We start from the raw sequence: 17149 nt of genomic DNA on the forward strand, positions 1-17149 counted from the left end.
CAGAGGGGTGAATTAGGAAACCAGGGAGCCCGGCCGCAGCATGCTCAAAACTTCGAGTGCTTCGAGGGTTGAAGCGCTTGCCTTTGCAGGCAGTTCGGAAAGCTGGTCAGGTTCTTTGCGTCTGAGCAGGAGGTCTAGCAGGTCATTGTCAGACAAGTCCATTAAATCATTCAAGCCTTTAGCCTGCCTGACATTGAGCGTGGTTTCGAAGCGTAGAAAGAATTTTTCGATCAGCAGATCGTTTTCGAGCAGGCCGCGTCGGCAGCGCCACCGCAGCTTGCTCAGGCTTCGCTCATCGAGCAAATCTTGGTTTGTTTCCATGTGCTTGTGGTTCGCCGCAGCGTCAGACCGTGCGCAGGACCATCATTTCCTTGATCTTGCCGATGGCCTTCGCCGGGTTCAGGCCCTTGGGGCAAACGTCGGTGCAGTTCATGATGGTGTGGCAACGGAACAGGCGATACGGGTCTTCCAGGTTGTCAAGCCGCTCGGCGGTGGCTTCGTCGCGGCTGTCCGCCAGGAAGCGGTAAGCCTGCAACAAGCCGGCCGGACCTACAAACTTGTCGGGATTCCACCAGAAGCTGGGGCAGGCCGTTGAGCAGCTGGCGCACAGGATGCACTCGTACAAGCCGTTCAGCTCGTCGCGCTCTTCCGGGCTTTGCAGTCGCTCGGTCTGCGGCGGCACGTTGTTGTTGATCAGGTAGGGCTTGATCGAGTTGTACTGCTTGAAGAACTGCGTCATGTCCACGAACAGGTCTCGCACCACGGGCAGACCGGGCAGCGGCTTGAGGACGATGGTGCCCTGGAGCGTGTTCATGTTGGTCAGGCAGGCCAGACCGTTCTTGCCGTTGATGTTCATGGCGTCCGAGCCGCACACGCCTTCGCGGCATGAGCGGCGAAAACTGATGGTCGGGTCCTGCGCCTTGAGTTTCATCAGGGCGTCGAGCAGCATGCGCTCGTGACCGTCGAGTTCCACCTCGATGGTCTGCATGTAGGGCTTGGCGTCGGTATCGGGGTCGTAGCGGTAAATCTGGAAAGTACGTTTGGTCATGTGGGTTCTCGCTTCTTTCGATTTTGGGGTCGCAGGCTGTCGCTTAGAACGTGCGTGTTTTGAGTTCCACAGACGCCACCGTGAGGGGTTTCATCTGCACCGGCTTGTAGGCCAGTGAATTGGTTTCGCTGAACCAGAGCGTGTGCTTGTGCCAGTCGGTGTCGTTGCGTCCATTCGGGTGCTCGGCCGTGTCGCCATAGTCGTCCACCGAATGCGCGCCACGGCTTTCCTTGCGCGCAGCGGCCGACACGATGGTGGCCTGGGCGGCTTCGATCAGGTTTTCGACTTCCAGCGCCTCGATGCGCGCGGTGTTAAAGATCTTGGACTTGTCCTTCAGTCCGATGCTGTTCACGCGTTCGCGCAGGGCGGCAATCTTGCTCACGCCTTCGTCCATGGTGGCCTGGGTGCGGAACACGCCGGCATGCTGCTGCATCGCGGCGCGCAGGTCGTTGGCCACGTCTTGGGCATATTCGCCGTCAGTCGCATTGTCCAGACGGGCGATGCGGGCCAGCGTCTTGTCGGCGGCATCAAGCGGCAGTTCTTTGTGGGACGTGCTGTTGTTGAACTCAACAATGTGGTTGCCGGCGGCGCGGCCGAACACCAGCAGGTCGAGCAGCGAGTTGGTGCCCAGTCGATTGGCGCCATGTACACTCACGCAAGAACATTCGCCCACAGCGTAAAGGCCGTTGACGACTTCGCTCTGGTTGGCGGCGTTTTGCGTGACAACCTGACCGTGGATGTTGGTCGGAATGCCACCCATCTGGTAGTGAATGGTGGGCACTACGGGAATTGCTTCCTTGGTGATGTCTACGTTGGCAAAGTTGTGGCCGATTTCAAACACCGAAGGCAGGCGCTTCATGATGGCATCGACGCCCAGATGGGTCATGTCCAGCAGGATGTAGTCCTTGTTCGGGCCGCAGCCGCGGCCTTCCTTGATTTCTTGGTCCATCGAGCGGGAGACGAAGTCGCGCGGCGCCAAGTCCTTGAGCGTTGGCGCATAGCGCTCCATGAAACGCTCACCATTGGAATTGCGCAAGATTGCGCCTTCACCACGGCAGCCTTCGGTCAGGAGCACACCGGCGCCGGCCACGCCGGTGGGATGAAACTGCCAGAATTCCATGTCTTCCAGAGGAATGCCGGCGCGTGCCGCCATGCCCAACCCGTCGCCGGTATTGATGAAGGCATTGGTCGAGGCGGCAAAGATGCGACCCGCGCCGCCAGTGGCCAGCAGCGTGGTCTTGGCTTCGAAGATGTGGACGTCGCCGGTTTCCATTTCGAGAGCGGTCACGCCGACCACGTCGCCGGCCGCATCGCGGATCAGGTCAAGCGCCATCCACTCCACGAAGAAGCTGGTCTTTTCCTTGACGTTCTGCTGGTAGAGCGTGTGCAGCATGGCGTGGCCGGTACGGTCGGCTGCGGCGCAGGCGCGTTGCACCGGCTTTTCGCCGTAGTTGGCGGTGTGGCCGCCGAAGGGACGCTGGTAGATCGTGCCGTCGGGGTTGCGGTCAAACGGCATGCCCATGTGTTCCAGGTCATAAACAACCTTGGGGGCTTCACGGCACATGTATTCAATCGCGTCCTGGTCGCCGAGCCAGTCGGAGCCTTTGACAGTGTCATAGAAGTGATAGTGCCAGTTGTCTTCGGACATGTTGCCCAGGGATGCGCCAATGCCGCCTTGCGCTGCCACGGTGTGCGAGCGAGTAGGGAACACTTTGGACAGCACGGCGACATTCAGGCCGGCACGGGCGAGTTGCAGCGAGGCGCGCATGCCGGAGCCGCCGGCTCCCACGATGACGACGTCAAATTTGCGCTTGGGAAGTTTGGATGTAGCAGTCATGTTTTTATAAATCTTGGAAGCTGGAAAATGCCAGCATTGACTTTACAGGGAAGAGCATTCGGATCAAAGGCGCCACAGTACCTGGACACTCCAGCCTGTGCAGGCAACCAGCCAAATGATGGTGAACACCTGCAGCAGCAAGCGCATACCCACCGGCTTGATGTAATCCATCCAGATATCGCGCATGCCCACCCAGACATGCTGGAGCATTGCGATGATGACCGCAAAAGTCAGCACCTTCATCCACTGGGGTGAAAAGATCCCGGCCCACTGGTCGTAGCCGATCGGCCCCTTGCTGAAAATGACCTGACCCAGCAGCAGCACGGTGAAAATGACCATCAGAGCCGCCGTGATGCGTTGGCTCAGCCAGTCGCGTGTGCCGTAGTGAGCACCGACAACGATGCGCTTTGATCCGTAATTGACAGACATGATTTCTTTCCTTGATCAGTTGGGGGCAACGCTTGCCGTGTTTCGCAGCAGATGCCCTGCAAGCTTTTTGTTTTTAGTAGAGGCCGAACAGCTTGGCGCCCAGCACCAGCGTGAGGCTGATGCTCACGACCAGCGTGAAAGCGGCTGACTGGCGGCCGAAGTTCTTGCTGACGGCTTCATGGCTGCTGTCCATCCATAAATGGCGAAGACCTGCCAGAAAATGATGCAGGTAGGCCCAGATCAGGGCCAGCGCCACCAGTTTCCAGAGGACGCCCGGCAAGCCCAGCATTCCCGCATTGAAAGCGGACTTGAATCGATCAAAGGAAATGTCTGAAGAAATCGAGGTGTCAAACATCCAGATGGTGAAAGGCATTAGGATGAACATGATCGCCCCGCTGACACGGTGCAGGATGGAAACGATGCCGGCCAATGGCAATCGGTAGCTCGGCAGGTCGGTAAAGGCATTGATATTTCGGAACTCTGGCCGCTTGGGGCGTGGAGTGGATGCCAGCTCTGTCATTTTTGTGGGCTTTCGTGGTGGTAACCGGTTGGTAACTCAGCGGGACATGACTGTTAGTGAAACGCTTTAATTCTATTGCAACGCAGCAAATTTATTTACAAAGCTTTGCCGTTTTGGGGTAATGACGTTAACTGAGCACGTTTTTGTAGTGGTGGGTGTCGGTCCGGTACAAGCCTCGGCGCAGTTCCATCGGGACATCGTTGTAGGTGTAGGCAATGCGTTCGACGCTCAGGAGCGGCTCACCCTCCTTCACGTCCAGCAGCCTGGCCGCCACCGCATCGGCTGCAATGGCGCGGATTTTTTCTTCAGCGCGCACCATGTGGACGCCGAACTCGGTTTCGAACAGGGCATACATGGGGCCGCCGTAGACCGCCAGGCGGCTGGCGGTCAGCCCCTTGAACGGTCCGCCTGGCAGCCAGACATCTTCGACAATCGTGGGCGTGCCCTGGAATGCCAGCACCCGGCGTAATTGCAGCACGGCGTCGCCGGTCCGCAGGGCCAGGGGGCGGGCGATATCGGCAGTGGCCTTCAGCCGCTTGCAGTCGACGATCTGCCGTTCCGCCGGACCTTCGCTGCTGATGTCGCCACTGTCGGGCATGAGCCGAAGGAAGCGGTATTGCACATGCTGCTCGGCGTGGGTCGCCACGAAGGTTCCCTTGCCCTGGCGACGGATCACCAGGTTTTCGGCGGAAAGTTCGTCAATGGCCTTGCGAACGGTTCCCTGGCTGACGCGAAAGCGCGCAGCCAGGTCCATTTCGCTGGGAATGAGTTCGCCCGGTTTCCATTCAGCCGCCTGAAGGCCCTTAAGGATCAGCACCTTGATCTGTTGGTACAGCGGGCTGAAGGCCGGCGTCTGCCCTGCACGCGCGGCCGCCTCCTGCTCGCCGGCTGCCAGGGAGGTATCGGGTATCAAAGAATTGGTATTTGTCATACAGCAAATTTGCGCAACTGCCTGGGATGATGTGGCGCAGTGCTTGACCCGGACATGAAATCAGTCTGGATCATATCTTATATAAGACATAAGACAAATTGGCCTGCCGCAATTTTCAAGCGTAAAATCTCGCGCTGGGCATCGCGCGAAGTTTGTTGGTCTTGTACGGAAAAGCGCTACTTTTACAGTCCGCCAAAGCCTGAAATAGTGACGCAAACCTTATTTCGCATCCTGTTCCAATAATTTTTTAACTTTCCTGGAGTTGTCAATCATGAGCAAAAAACCCGTCCGTGTTGCAGTTACCGGTGCAGCTGGTCAAATCGGTTACGCGCTGCTGTTTCGCATTGCCTCGGGCGAAATGCTCGGCAAGGACCAGCCGGTCATTTTGCAATTGCTTGAAGTCCCGGTCGAAGGCCCGCAAAAAGCGCTCAAGGGCGTGATGATGGAACTCGACGACTGCGCTTTTCCGCTGCTCGTGGAGATGACCGCGCACAGCGACCCGATGACGGCCTTCAAGGACGCCGACTACGCGCTGCTCGTCGGTTCGCGTCCACGCGGCCCAGGCATGGAGCGCGCCGAGCTGCTGGCCGTCAACGGCGCCATCTTCACCGCGCAGGGCAAGGCACTCAATGCCGTCGCCAGCCGCGACGTGCGCGTGCTGGTGGTCGGCAACCCGGCCAACACCAATGCCTACATCGCCATGAAGAGCGCACCGAGCCTGCCACGCAAGAACTTCACCGCCATGCTGCGCCTGGACCACAACCGCGCCGCCAGCCAGATCGCCGCCAAGACCGGCAAGGCCGTCGCTGACATCGAAAAATTGACGGTCTGGGGCAACCATTCGCCCACGATGTACGCCGACTACCGTTTTGCCACCATCAACGGCGAGAGCGTTGCCAACATGATCAACGATCAGGAATGGAACGCCAATGTGTTCCTGCCGACCGTCGGCAAACGCGGCGCTGCGATCATTGAAGCGCGTGGTTCTTCTTCTGCCGCTTCGGCTGCCAACGCCGCCATCGACCACATGCGCGACTGGGCACTGGGCACGAACGGCAAGTGGGTCACGATGGGCATTCCATCGGACGGCCAGTACGGCATTCCTGCCGACACGATGTTCGGCTTCCCCGTGACCTGCGAAAACGGCGAATACAAGATCGTCGAAGGCCTGGAAATCGACGCGTTCAGCCAGGAACGCATCAACAAGACGCTGGAAGAACTGCAGGGCGAGCAGGCCGGCGTCGCCCACCTCCTGTAACAGCCTGAAAGCAAACCGGGGGCGCGGGCAGCGGCTTTTTGATGTGCACCCGGCCCCCGAGCCACTCGCGACAGAGCCAAGGAACAAGCTTATTCAATGAAACATCCGCGCGAAGTTCTCCTCGGCGCCCAGGCTGCAACGGCCTCCTTGCCGGTTTGCGACCATTACAGCGGCGTGCAAGCGCGGATGCGCAAAAGCCTGCAATTGCAGGCTGAAATGATCGAAGAGTTCGGCGCCTGCGTGTTTGATGTGACGCTGGACTGTGAAGACGGCGCACCGGTCGGCGGCGAAGCCGACCATGCCGCCATGGTCGTAGCGCTGGCCGCATTGGCCAGTGACAAAGCCCGCGTTGCTGTTCGCGTGCATGCGGCCGATCACCCGGCGTTTGAGTCCGACATGGCCGTCATCGCCGGAAAGCTTGCGCGCCAGCTATCGCACATCATGATTCCGAAGGTCGATTCCATCGAGGACGTGGTCAGGGCCGAGCAGGCGCTCTTGTCGGCGTCGGCGGGTGAATTGCCACTGCATGTGCTGATCGAATCCCCCCTTGCCGTTCGCAATGCCTTTGAAATTGCCGCGCATCCCCGGGTGCAGTCGCTCAGCTTTGGCCTGATGGACTTTGTCTCCAGCCATGGCGGCGCCATTCCCGCCGATGCCATGAGCAGCCAGGGCCAGTTCACCCATCCGCTGGTGGTCCGCGCCAAGCTAGAAATCGCTTCCGCCTGCCATGCCTATGGCAAGGTGCCTTCGCATTGCGTGGTGACGGAGTTCAGCGATGCCGCGGCCATGACGCTCGCCGCTCGTCGTGCGTCGCGTGAACTGGGCTATACCCGCATGTGGAGCATTCATCCAAATCAGATACGCTCTATCCTGGCGGCTTTTGCACCGAGCGAGGCCGAAATCGAAGATGCTACAACAATAATAGCTGCTGGTGCCCGTGCAGATTGGGCACCGACCAGTTTTGACGGTAAATTGCACGACCGCGCGAGTTATCGCTATTTCTGGCAGGTGCTGGAACGCGCCCACCAGACCGGCCGCACACTGCCGCCTGATGCCCAAATTTACTTTACGGACGCTCCTGGATGAGCGCCCATCCACCGACGAGGAATCGTATGAAAATCCAACCTATCGCCACCCTTGCAGCCTCGCTGGCTGCCGCTTTCCTGTTGGCCGCCGCGCCCATGGCGCAGGCCGAGACCGACAAGAAGTCCGACAAGGCAACAGCTGACAAGGCAAAAGCCACCAAGCCCGCCGTCAGCAAGACCGCAGCGGCCAAAGCCGACAAGGCCGACAAGCCCGTGGTCAAAAAGAAGGCGCAAAAACCGACGGATTCCGCCAGCCGCACCAACCTCAAAAGCGCCGCAGTCAACGTGGCGGCGGGTATCCAGGCCGCCGAAGCCGCCATGACACCGGCTGAACTGGCGATTGCCGAGCGGGTGCAGGTCGGCAAGATGCCGTGCGAACTCGGCGCATCGGTCACGCTGACCGCCGATGCCAAGAATCCCGGCTACTTCGACATGCAGGGCAAGAACTTTAGTTACCGCATGTTCCCGGTCGCCACGTCCACCGGCGCCATTCGCCTGGAAGACCAGAAGGCCGGCGCCGTCTGGCTGCAGCTGGCGAACAAATCAATGCTGATGAGCCAGAAGCACGGCATTCGCCTGGCCGATGAATGCACCAGCCCGGCACAGCTCGAAGTCGCCCAGAACCTCAAGCTGAATCCTCCGGTCAGCATCCTTGAAGCTCTGCCCCCGGCGACTGTCAAGTAAATCCCGTTTTTTCAGCCCACCATTCCCATAACTTGAATCAGAGGAGTCGCGATGTCATCCGGATTTTTGCAAATTTACCGCAGCCATGTTGCCGAACGCGCCGTTTTGGGCATTCCGCCACTGCCTTTGTCGGCCCAGCAGACCGGCGAGGTCATTGAGCTGCTGAAGAATCCGCCTGCGGGCGAAGAAGCCTTCCTGCTCGACCTGATCACCCACCGCGTGCCAGCCGGCGTCGATGCGGCCGCCAAGGTCAAGGCCAGCTACCTCGCTGCCGTGGCGCACGGCAGCGAACAATGCCCCCTGATGTCGCGTGAAAAAGCCACGCAGTTGCTGGGCACCATGCTGGGCGGTTACAACATCAGCCCGATGATTGCGCTGCTCGATGACGCGGAAGACAGCGTGGCCACGCAAGCGGCCAGCGGCCTGAAGAGCACCTTGCTGATGTTCGACCAGTTCCACGACGTGCAGGAAAAGGCCGAAAAGGGCAACAAATACGCCAAGGCCGTGATGCAAAGCTGGGCCGATGCCGAATGGTTTACCAGCCGCCCTGAAGTGCCGCAATCAATCCAGCTGACCGTTTTCAAGGTCGCTGGCGAGATCAACACCGACGACCTGTCGCCCGCGCCCGACGCCTGGAGCCGCCCCGACATTCCGCTGCATGCGCTGGCCATGCACAAAAATGCCCGTCCCGGCGTCACGCCTGAAGAAGACGGCAAACGCGGCCCGGTGAAATTCATCGAGGAACTCAAGGCCAAGGGCAACCTGGTGGCCTACGTCGGCGACGTGGTCGGCACCGGTTCCTCGCGCAAGTCCGCCACCAACTCGGTGCTGTGGTTCACTGGCGAAGACATTCCCTTCGTGCCGAACAAGCGCTTTGGCGGCGTTTGCCTCGGCTCAAAAATCGCTCCGATTTTCTACAACACCATGGAAGACTCGGGCGCGCTGCCGATCGAACTCGACGTGAGCCAGATGGCCATGGGCGACGTGATCGAACTGCGCCCCTACGACGGCAAGGCGCTGAAAGATGGCCAGGTCATCGCCGAGTTCAAGCTCAAGAGCGATGTGCTGTTTGACGAAGTGCGCGCCGGCGGCCGCATTCCGCTGATCGTCGGCCGTGGCCTGACCGCCAAGGCACGCTTTGCCCTGGGCCTGCCCGTTTCGACCCTGTTCCGCCTGCCGCAAAACCCCGAGGCGACCGAGCGCGGCTTCACGCTGGCGCAAAAGATGGTCGGCCGCGCGGTCGGCCTGCCGGAAGGCCAGGGCGTTCGTCCCGGCACGTATTGCGAACCAAAGATGACCTCGGTCGGCTCGCAGGACACCACCGGCCCGATGACCCGCGACGAACTGAAAGATCTGGCTTGCCTCGGTTTCAGCGCCGATCTGGTCATGCAGTCGTTCTGCCACACCGCCGCCTACCCCAAGCCGGTCGATGTGAAGATGCACCACGAGTTGCCCGATTTCATGAGCGACCGTGGCGGCATTCCGCTGCGTCCGGGCGACGGCATCATCCACAGCTGGCTCAACCGCATGCTCTTGCCTGACACCGTCGGCACCGGCGGCGACAGCCACACGCGTTTCCCCATCGGCATCAGCTTTCCGGCCGGCTCCGGCCTGGTGGCTTTTGGCGCGGCCACCGGCGTGATGCCGCTGGACATGCCCGAGTCGGTGCTGGTCCGTTTCAAGGGCGAAATGCAGCCCGGCATCACGCTGCGCGATCTGGTCAATGCGATTCCGCTGTACGCCATCAAGGCCGGCTTGCTGACCGTGGCCAAGCAGGGCAAGGTCAACATTTTCTCGGGCCGCATCCTGGAAATCGAAGGCTTACCAGACCTGAAGGTCGAGCAGGCGTTCGAGTTGAGCGATGCGTCGGCCGAGCGTTCTGCCGGCGGCTGCACGGTCCACCTGAACAAGGAACCTATTCAAGAGTACATCACCAGCAACATCACCATGCTCAAGTGGATGATTGCCACCGGCTACTCGGATGTGCGCACCATCAAGCGCCGCATTGCCGCGATGGAACAGTGGCTGGCCGACCCACAATTGCTCAAGGGCGACCTTGATGCCGAATACGCCGCCGTCATTGAAATCGATCTGGCCGACATCCTCGAGCCCATCGTGGCCTGCCCGAACGATCCGGACGACGTCAAAACCCTGAGCGATGTCGCCGGAAGCGTCATTGACGAAGTGTTCATCGGCAGCTGCATGACCAACATCGGCCATTTCCGCGCCGCGTCCAAGCTGCTCGAAGGCAAGCGCGACATTCCGGTCAAGCTCTGGATGGCGCCGCCGACCAAGATGGACGCTAAGCAGCTGAGCGAAGAAGGCCATTACGGCGTTCTGGGCTCGGCCGGCGCCCGCATGGAAATGCCGGGCTGCTCGCTGTGCATGGGCAACCAGGCGCAGGTCAAAGAGGGCGCGACCGTGTTTTCGACCTCGACGCGCAACTTCCCGAACCGCCTGGGCAAGAACTCCAACGTGTACCTGGGTTCCGCCGAACTGGCCGCCATCTGCTCCAAGCTGGGCCGGATTCCGACCAAGGCCGAGTACATGGCCGACATGCAGGTGCTGACCGCTGCCAGCGACAAGGTGTACCAGTACCTGAACTTTGACCAGGTCAAGGATTACACCGACATGGCCGATACCGTCAAGGACGCGTTGCCTGTTTAAGGCCGGCTGCGAGAATGCCGGTGGCAGGGTGCCCGGCTTCCTCCATTGAAAAAGCCCCGCTGTTTTTTGCAACGGGGCTTTTTTGTGGGCCTTGCCGGCCGTTCCGGGCAAACCCCGGAATTACATTCGCAATTCCTTGTGCTCGCCCATCTTTTCAGGCGGCTTGCCGGTGACGGCGGCGGTCAGCATCTTGGCCACCTGGACCATCTTGCTTTCCTTCACGTCCCAGTACTCGGCGTGGCTGATGAGGACTTCCAGCAGCGCGACGTCTGGGTCAGTCGGGCCGCCCGGGAACCAGGCCTTGGCCATCGGCGTCCACAGCGCTTCCTTCTTGCCCATGTCTTCGACGATCAGTGCCTTGCCCGACACCGAAACATAGCTGTCGTCGCCGGGATCAGCATAGGCCACATTGACGTTGTCGTCCTGGATGACATGTTTGGCGATTTCGCCGCTGCGGGCGATAAAGAAATAAAGCCGGTTGCCTTCATCCATGTTCTTGTTCTGGGTCGTCAGCGGCTGGCTGTGCATCATGCCGTTGGCATGGCGGTGGGTGAACATGCCAAACCTGATGTCCTTGATCAGGTCCCAAAGTTTTTTGTGCTCGGTTGCCGTGGTGCTTTGCGTGGTGCTCATGAAGTCTCCGTGAAGTGAATGAATTTTTCATTCACTTTAGGCCGGAGTATGCAAAACACGAATCAGCCGCTGGCTTGCCTGGCTGTCGGTACTTGCCGACAGCCAGGCTGAATTTTTAGTCAAAACAGGCTTTTGCGCACGTCCCGTGTGCATCTGCTGCTATTAAAAAAATTTCAGCCTAAACACAGGCTGGCGGCGCCAGTTTGCTGACGGGGTCGATCAGGCGGGCCAGCAGCGCCCCATGGGCTGGCGCTTCCAGCGGAATCCACACCCGCATCGGGCTGCCCGACGCCACCGTGATAGCCTCGCCATCGCTGTTTTTCATGCGCGTGACTGGCACGAGACGGTTACCCGCCGGATGTATCACTTCAAGCGTGTCGCCGACCTGGAAGCGGTTTTTTGTTTCCACCTCGGCCCACCCGTTGCGCACCGATTTGACCTCGCCAGCAAACTGGCTGCGGCGCATTTCGGAACTGCCGGTGTTGTAGTTCTGCGTGTCCTGCGCCGGCCTGCGCTCCAGAAAGCCGCTGGTGTAGCCGCGATTGGCCAGTCCTTCGAGTTCGGTGATCAAGGCCGGGTTGAACGGCCTTCCGGCGACGGCATCGTCAATCGCGCGGCGGTACACCTGCGCGGTGCGCGAGACGTAATAGCCGCTCTTGGTCCGGCCCTCGATCTTCAGCGAATCGACGCCGATGCTCACCAGCCGGGCCACATGCTCGACGGCGCGCAGGTCCTTGCTGTTCATGATGTAGGTGCCGTGCTCGTCTTCCATGATGGGCATGAGCTGGCCGGGGCGCTCTTTTTCTTCAAGCAGATAGACGCCATCGGCCAGCGGATGGCGCCCACCGCCGCCACAGGCTGAAAACGACTGCGCGGCGTCGTGCTGCTCGGCCGAAAAATCAAAGTCGCCTTCGAGCCTCGTCGGCAAGACTTCGCCCGAATCCGTCTGGTCGGTGCCCGTGCTTGGCGTGTAGTTCCAGCGGCAGGCGTTGGTGCAGGTACCCTGGTTGGAGTCGCGCCGGTTGAAGTAGCCCGACAGCAGGCAGCGGCCCGAATACGCCATGCACAGCGCGCCATGCACGAACACTTCGAGTTCGATGTCGGGGCATTCCTGGCGGATTTTCTCGATCTCGTCCAGGCTCAGCTCGCGCGACAGGATGATGCGCGCCACGCCGACCTTTTGCCAGAACTTCACCGCCGCCCAGTTCATGGTGTTGGCCTGCACCGACAGGTGAATCGCCATATCCGGCCATTGTTCGCGCACCATCATGATCAGGCCGGGGTCGGCCATGATCAGCGCGTCGGGCTGCATGGCAATGACCGGCGCTATGTCGCGCAGATAGGTGCGCACCTTGTCGTTGTGCGGCAGCAGGTTGCTGGTGACAAAAAACTTCTTGCCGCGGGCATGTGCTTCCTGAATGCCTGTCTGGATTTGTTCCAGACGAAACTCATTGTTGCGCGCCCGCAGCGAGTAGCGCGGCTGGCCGGCATACACCGCATCGGCGCCAAAGTCATAGGCCGCGCGCATTTTGTCGAGTGAGCCGGCGGGCAGGAGTAATTCGGGGGTCTTGAACGTCATCCGGCCATTGTCGAGGCTGCCATCTGTTAAGCGCTTGCGCTGCATCAGGTCGTTTGGCTTTCCTGTTCCTGATCGGCTCGCTGACTGCCAGAATACAGGTTGATGATTCAACCCAAAGGAGACTGCCATGGCCGATATGCCCACACAAGCTCACGCTGATTCCAGCACTCCAAGCGCTTCCAGCGCACCGCACGCCTTTGCCCCCACCCTCCAGACCTTCCGAACGGCTTCCGGCAAGTCCGGGAGGTTCTACTCCCTGCCGGCGCTGGCCGAACAGTTTCCCATTGTCAAGCGCCTGCCGGTGTCGGTTCGCATCGTACTCGAATCGGTGCTGCGCAACTGCGACGGCAAGAAGGTCACGGCCGAGCATGTCGAGCAACTCGCCAACTGGGCGCCGCAGGCCGAGCGCAGCGCGGAAATCCCGTTTGTCGTGTCGCGCGTGGTGCTGCAGGACTTCACCGGCGTTCCGCTGCTGGCCGACTTGGCCGCCATGCGCAGCGTCGCCGTCAAGCTGGGCAAGAACCCGAAGGCCATTGAGCCGCTGGTGCCGGTCGATCTGGTGGTCGATCACTCGATCATGGTCGATTATTTCGGCACCAAGGACGCGCTGGACCTGAACATGAAGCTCGAATTCCAGCGCAACCGCGAGCGCTACGAATTCATGAAATGGGGCATGCAGGCCTTCGACACCTTTGGCGTCGTGCCGCCGGGCTTTGGCATCGTGCACCAGGTCAACCTCGAATTTTTGGCGCGCGGCGTGCACAAGAGCGCTGACGATGTGTACTACCCCGACACGCTGGTGGGCACCGACAGCCACACCACGATGATCAACGGCATCGGCGTGGTCGGCTGGGGCGTGGGCGGCATCGAGGCCGAAGCCGCCATGCTCGGCCAGCCGGTGTATTTCCTGACGCCCGACGTGGTCGGCATGGAACTGACCGGCTGTCTGCGCGAGGGCGTGACTGCCACCGACCTGGTGCTGCGCGTGACCGAAACCCTGCGCCGCGAAAAGGTCGTCGGCAAGTTTGTCGAATTCTTTGGCGAAGGCACGCGCAGCCTGGCCTTGCCCGATCGCGCCACCATCGGCAACATGGCGCCCGAATACGGCGCCACCATGGGTTTTTTCCCGGTCGATGAAAAAACCATTGACTACTTCCGGGGCACCGGCCGAACGGACGAGGAAATCGAAGCCTTCGAGGCCTACTTCCGCGCGCAGGGCCTGTTCGGCGTGGCCACCGCCGGCGAGATTGACTATTCGCAGGTGGTCAGGCTGAATCTTGATGAGGTCACGCCCAGCCTGGCTGGCCCGAAACGGCCGCAGGACCGCATCGAACTGGGCCAGGTTGCCAGCCAGTTCTGCTCGCTGTTCAGCAAGTCGAATGCCGACAACGGCTTCAACCAGCCGGCCGGCATGCTCAATACGCGCCACTTGGTGCGGCACAGCGACGAAGGCCGGCTTGATACCTTGCCCGCAGCGCCGCCCACGCCGGCGGGCGCCGAACGCTCGGTGGTCGAAATGGAGGCGAACCGGCCAACGCTGGCCATGGCGCACGAGCAGGGCGGTGAAGCCGCCAGTGCCAGCGTTCCGGCTGCGCACGCTGCGCAGGGCGGGCTGACCGTCGGCAACGGCGACGTGCTGATCGCCGCCATCACCAGCTGCACCAACACCTCCAACCCGAGCGTGTTGCTGGCCGCCGGTCTGCTGGCCAAGAAAGCGGTAGAGGCCGGCCTGAGCGTACAGCCGCACATCAAGACCTCGCTGGCGCCCGGTTCGCGCATCGTGACCGAATATTTGACTGAATCGGGCCTGATGCCCTACCTGCAGCAGCTCGGCTTTGACCTGGTCGGCTATGGCTGCACCACCTGCATCGGCAACTCGGGGGATTTGACGCCCGAATTGAATGAAGCCATCAACAAGAGCGATCTGGTCTGCGCCGCCGTGCTGTCGGGCAACCGCAACTTCGAAGCCCGCATCCATCCGAACATCAAGGCCAACTTTCTGTCCAGCCCGCCGCTGGTCGTCGCCTATGCCTTGGCCGGCAGCGTGATGCGCGACCTGACAACCGAGTCGGTCGGCAAGGGCACGGGCGGCAAGGATGTTTTCCTGCGCGACATCTGGCCGAGCAGCGATGAAATCCATGCGCTGATGAAGTTCGCGATGAACGGCGAGGCGTTTCGCGCCAATTACGCCAAGGTCAAGACGGAACCGGGTGATCTTTGGGAGAACATCCACGGCGTGACCGGCAACAGCTACAACTGGCCGGCCAGCACCTACATTGCCGAGCCGCCGTTCTTCAGCGATTTTGCTATGAAAATGAAAGCGCCTGATGCAGGCGGGGTGGGTGAAAATGGCCAAAACAATGCGTTTTCAGTGACGGGCGCGCGCATCATGGCGCTGTTTGGCGACTCGATCACCACCGACCATATTTCGCCGGCTGGCTCGATCAAGGGCAGTTCGCCCGCCGGTCTGTGGCTGCAGGCGCACGGCGTGCAAAAGGCGGACTTCAACAGCTACGGTTCGCGCCGTGGCAACCACGACGTGATGATGCGCGGCACCTTTGCCAATGTGCGCATCAAGAACCTGATGATTCCACCGGACGCGCAAGGTTCGCGCGAGGAGGGCGGCGTCACGCTGTTCCACCCCGGCCACCGCACGCCGGACAGCGTGATCGAAAAAATGCCGATTTATGACGCTGCCATGAAGTACATGGCAGAAGGCACGCCGACGGTGATTTTTGCCGGCGAGGAATACGGCACCGGCTCGTCGCGCGACTGGGCCGCCAAGGGCACGCAGCTGCTGGGCATCAAGGCCGTGGTGGCGCGCAGTTTCGAGCGCATCCACCGCAGCAACCTGGTCGGCATGGGCGTGCTGCCGCTGCAGTTCCTGCCGGGCGAGTCATGGCACACGCTCAAGCTCACCGGCTCCGAGGTGATGGACGTGATTCCGCATCCCGAGCTCAAGCCGCAGAGCGAGGCAAAGCTGATCATCACCCGCGCCGACGGCACGCGCCAGGAAGTCACGGTCATCTTGCGCGTTGACACGCCAATCGAGGTGGACTACTACCGCAACGGCGGCATCCTGCCGTATGTGCTGCGCCAGCTGCTTGCGGCATGAGGGCCGCTCGCGCTGTTCATTGCGTGAAACTTCCCGCGTGCCGCGCATGACGCGCCAGGCCTTGATTGCCGGCGGCGGCATCGGCGGGCTGGCGGCGACGCTGGCGGCATCGCGGGCAGGCTGGGATGTGCGGCTGTATGAACGGGCGCCTGCCTTCAGCGAAGTCGGCGCGGGCGTCCAGTTGGGGCCGAACGTGGTCAGGGTGCTGAACGGCTGGGGTTTGCAGGGAGCATTGGGCCGGGTGGCGGCCTTTCCCGACAGCCTGCTGGTGCGTGACGCCGTGTCGGGGCATGAACTGGGCGCGTTGCCCTTGGGCAAGCGGGCGCTGGAAAAATATGGCGCGCCTTACCTGACGCTTCACCGCGCCGACCTGCATGCGCTGCTGCTCCAGGCGGTGCGGGCGCGCGACCATGTGTGGCTCAATCTGAACAGTCCCGTGGCCAGCTACGCCGACAGCGGGCGCGAAGTCACCCTGCAAACGCAGCCTGCAGCGGCGGCCACCCCGGGCCTGCATCCGGTGCCGGGCGCGTCCCTGCTCGAAGTCGAGGGCGAGGCGCTGATTGGCGCCGACGGGCTCTGGAGCCGCGTGCGCCAGCTGATGCTGAACGATGCGCCGCCGCGCGTCACCGGCCACCTGGCCTACCGCGCCATGCTGCCGCAAACCAGCCTGCCCGCGCGGCTGCGCAGCCAGCAGGTCACCGTCTGGCTCGGTCCCCGGCTGCATGTGGTGCATTACCCGGTGCGCGGCGGCGAATGGCTGAACGTGGTGGCCATCGTGCATGGCCAGGTGGCGGGCGACCTGCAAAGCTGGGACCATCATGCCAACGGCGCTGACCTGCAGCAAGCGCTCGGTCACATGGCTAAGCTGCTGCAGGACCTGATCCAGGCGGTGACCGATGGCGGCAACCGGACCGGGCCCAGCTGGCGGCTCTGGCCGCTGAGCGACCGTCCGCCCATGACCAGCGCGCACCAGCAGGCCAGCGGCCGCGTGGCTCTGCTCGGCGATGCGGCGCACCCGATGCGGCCCTACCTGGCGCAGGGCGCCGGCATGGCAATTGAAGATGCGGCCGAACTCGGCTCGGCGCTGGCACTGGCGCTGGACCCGGCCTTCGACGTGTCGACCGTGCTGCAGCGCTACGCCCGAAACCGCTGGGAGCGCAATGCCCGGGTGCAGGCCCGGTCGCTGCGCAACGGCCAGATATTCCATGCCCAGGGGCCGCTGCGCTGGGCGCGCGATGCGTCGATGAAGCTGCTGGGGGAAAAGCTGCTCGACATGCCCTGGCTGTATGGCGCGATGCCCGGGGCTTTGTAATCTACTATCAAATCAATAGCTGCTTGCGCATGTGGACATTGCGCAAGAGCT

General features: G+C 61.5%; 14 protein-coding genes. 6 read left to right on the top strand and 8 right to left on the bottom strand.

Going from position 1 to position 17149, the window contains the following annotated elements:
- Window positions 1–12 precede the first annotated feature (12 nt).
- From ACP7AD_RS11345 to ACP7AD_RS11370, 6 genes are all read right to left on the bottom strand, one after another.
- Complete coding sequence (locus ACP7AD_RS11345) at window positions 13–321, bottom strand: succinate dehydrogenase assembly factor 2 (RefSeq protein WP_426147441.1); 309 nt, start codon at window positions 319–321, stop codon at window positions 13–15.
- A 22-nt stretch (window positions 322–343) separates the two neighbouring features.
- A complete protein-coding gene (locus tag ACP7AD_RS11350) occupies window positions 344–1048 on the bottom strand; it encodes a succinate dehydrogenase iron-sulfur subunit (protein ID WP_426147442.1) in 705 nt (234 codons plus the stop codon).
- Window positions 1049–1091: 43 nt separating this feature from the next.
- Window positions 1092–2885 carry a succinate dehydrogenase flavoprotein subunit gene (gene sdhA / locus ACP7AD_RS11355; protein ID WP_426147444.1) on the bottom strand — a complete coding sequence of 598 codons (1794 nt, stop codon included), beginning with the start codon at window positions 2883–2885 and terminating at the stop codon, window positions 1092–1094.
- Between the two features lie 63 nt (window positions 2886–2948).
- Window positions 2949–3314 carry a succinate dehydrogenase, hydrophobic membrane anchor protein gene (sdhD, locus tag ACP7AD_RS11360; RefSeq protein ID WP_426147446.1) on the bottom strand — a complete coding sequence of 122 codons (366 nt, stop codon included), beginning with the start codon at window positions 3312–3314 and terminating at the stop codon, window positions 2949–2951.
- Between the two features lie 73 nt (window positions 3315–3387).
- A complete protein-coding gene (gene sdhC, locus ACP7AD_RS11365) occupies window positions 3388–3834 on the bottom strand; it encodes a succinate dehydrogenase, cytochrome b556 subunit (protein ID WP_426147447.1) in 447 nt (148 codons plus the stop codon).
- Window positions 3835–3961: 127 nt separating this feature from the next.
- Window positions 3962–4765 (bottom strand): GntR family transcriptional regulator, encoded by an 804-nt coding sequence (locus ACP7AD_RS11370; RefSeq protein WP_426147449.1) that lies wholly within the window; start codon window positions 4763–4765, stop codon window positions 3962–3964.
- Window positions 4766–5036: 271 nt separating this feature from the next.
- On the opposite strand from ACP7AD_RS11370, the gene ACP7AD_RS11375 reads away from it, so the two are divergent.
- From ACP7AD_RS11375 to acnB, 4 genes are all read left to right on the top strand, one after another.
- The gene (locus ACP7AD_RS11375) at window positions 5037–6023 is read left to right on the top strand and encodes a malate dehydrogenase (RefSeq protein ID WP_426147451.1); all 987 of its coding nucleotides are present in this window, start codon (window positions 5037–5039) and stop codon (window positions 6021–6023) included.
- Between the two features lie 96 nt (window positions 6024–6119).
- Window positions 6120–7109: an HpcH/HpaI aldolase/citrate lyase family protein gene (locus tag ACP7AD_RS11380; RefSeq protein WP_426147453.1), complete on the top strand. Its 990-nt coding sequence runs from the start codon at window positions 6120–6122 to the stop codon at window positions 7107–7109.
- 26 nt (window positions 7110–7135) lie between these two features.
- Complete coding sequence (locus ACP7AD_RS11385) at window positions 7136–7792, top strand: hypothetical protein (protein WP_426147455.1); 657 nt, start codon at window positions 7136–7138, stop codon at window positions 7790–7792.
- A gap of 51 nt (window positions 7793–7843) precedes the next feature.
- Window positions 7844–10459: a bifunctional aconitate hydratase 2/2-methylisocitrate dehydratase gene (acnB, locus tag ACP7AD_RS11390; RefSeq protein WP_426147457.1), complete on the top strand. Its 2616-nt coding sequence runs from the start codon at window positions 7844–7846 to the stop codon at window positions 10457–10459.
- 120 nt (window positions 10460–10579) lie between these two features.
- Here acnB and ACP7AD_RS11395 read toward each other — a convergent pair whose 3' ends face one another.
- Window positions 10580–11092: a pyridoxamine 5'-phosphate oxidase family protein gene (locus ACP7AD_RS11395; RefSeq protein ID WP_426147459.1), complete on the bottom strand. Its 513-nt coding sequence runs from the start codon at window positions 11090–11092 to the stop codon at window positions 10580–10582.
- Window positions 11093–11270: 178 nt separating this feature from the next.
- Window positions 11271–12671, bottom strand: a complete 1401-nt coding sequence (yegQ, locus tag ACP7AD_RS11400; RefSeq protein WP_426147460.1) for a tRNA 5-hydroxyuridine modification protein YegQ — start codon at window positions 12669–12671, stop codon at window positions 11271–11273.
- Between the two features lie 127 nt (window positions 12672–12798).
- Between yegQ and ACP7AD_RS11405 the strand changes: the two genes are divergently transcribed.
- A complete protein-coding gene (locus ACP7AD_RS11405) occupies window positions 12799–15786 on the top strand; it encodes an aconitate hydratase (RefSeq protein ID WP_426147461.1) in 2988 nt (995 codons plus the stop codon).
- 46 nt (window positions 15787–15832) lie between these two features.
- On the top strand, window positions 15833–17098 hold the full coding sequence (locus ACP7AD_RS11410; RefSeq protein WP_426147493.1) for an FAD-dependent monooxygenase: 1266 nt from the start codon (window positions 15833–15835) through the stop codon (window positions 17096–17098).
- Window positions 17099–17149 lie beyond the last annotated feature (51 nt).

The sequence above is a fragment of the Polaromonas sp. DSP2-3-2b2 genome (genome assembly GCF_049895905.1).
Lineage (GTDB): Bacteria > Pseudomonadota > Gammaproteobacteria > Burkholderiales > Burkholderiaceae_C > Polaromonas.

Excerpts from the sequence above, each read along its gene's own strand:
- ACP7AD_RS11345 (WP_426147441.1), bottom strand. The coding sequence starts at position 321 with ATGGAAACAAACCAAGATTTGCTCGATGAGCGAAGCCTGAGCAAGCTG.
- ACP7AD_RS11350 (WP_426147442.1), bottom strand. The coding sequence starts at position 1,048 with ATGACCAAACGTACTTTCCAGATTTACCGCTACGACCCCGATACCGAC.
- sdhA (WP_426147444.1), bottom strand. The coding sequence starts at position 2,885 with ATGACTGCTACATCCAAACTTCCCAAGCGCAAATTTGACGTCGTCATC.
- sdhD (WP_426147446.1), bottom strand. The coding sequence starts at position 3,314 with ATGTCTGTCAATTACGGATCAAAGCGCATCGTTGTCGGTGCTCACTAC.
- sdhC (WP_426147447.1), bottom strand. The coding sequence starts at position 3,834 with ATGACAGAGCTGGCATCCACTCCACGCCCCAAGCGGCCAGAGTTCCGA.
- ACP7AD_RS11370 (WP_426147449.1), bottom strand. The coding sequence starts at position 4,765 with ATGACAAATACCAATTCTTTGATACCCGATACCTCCCTGGCAGCCGGC.
- ACP7AD_RS11375 (WP_426147451.1), top strand. The coding sequence starts at position 5,037 with ATGAGCAAAAAACCCGTCCGTGTTGCAGTTACCGGTGCAGCTGGTCAA.
- ACP7AD_RS11380 (WP_426147453.1), top strand. The coding sequence starts at position 6,120 with ATGAAACATCCGCGCGAAGTTCTCCTCGGCGCCCAGGCTGCAACGGCC.
- ACP7AD_RS11385 (WP_426147455.1), top strand. The coding sequence starts at position 7,136 with ATGAAAATCCAACCTATCGCCACCCTTGCAGCCTCGCTGGCTGCCGCT.
- acnB (WP_426147457.1), top strand. The coding sequence starts at position 7,844 with ATGTCATCCGGATTTTTGCAAATTTACCGCAGCCATGTTGCCGAACGC.
- ACP7AD_RS11395 (WP_426147459.1), bottom strand. The coding sequence starts at position 11,092 with ATGAGCACCACGCAAAGCACCACGGCAACCGAGCACAAAAAACTTTGG.
- yegQ (WP_426147460.1), bottom strand. The coding sequence starts at position 12,671 with ATGACGTTCAAGACCCCCGAATTACTCCTGCCCGCCGGCTCACTCGAC.
- ACP7AD_RS11405 (WP_426147461.1), top strand. The coding sequence starts at position 12,799 with ATGGCCGATATGCCCACACAAGCTCACGCTGATTCCAGCACTCCAAGC.
- ACP7AD_RS11410 (WP_426147493.1), top strand. The coding sequence starts at position 15,833 with ATGACGCGCCAGGCCTTGATTGCCGGCGGCGGCATCGGCGGGCTGGCG.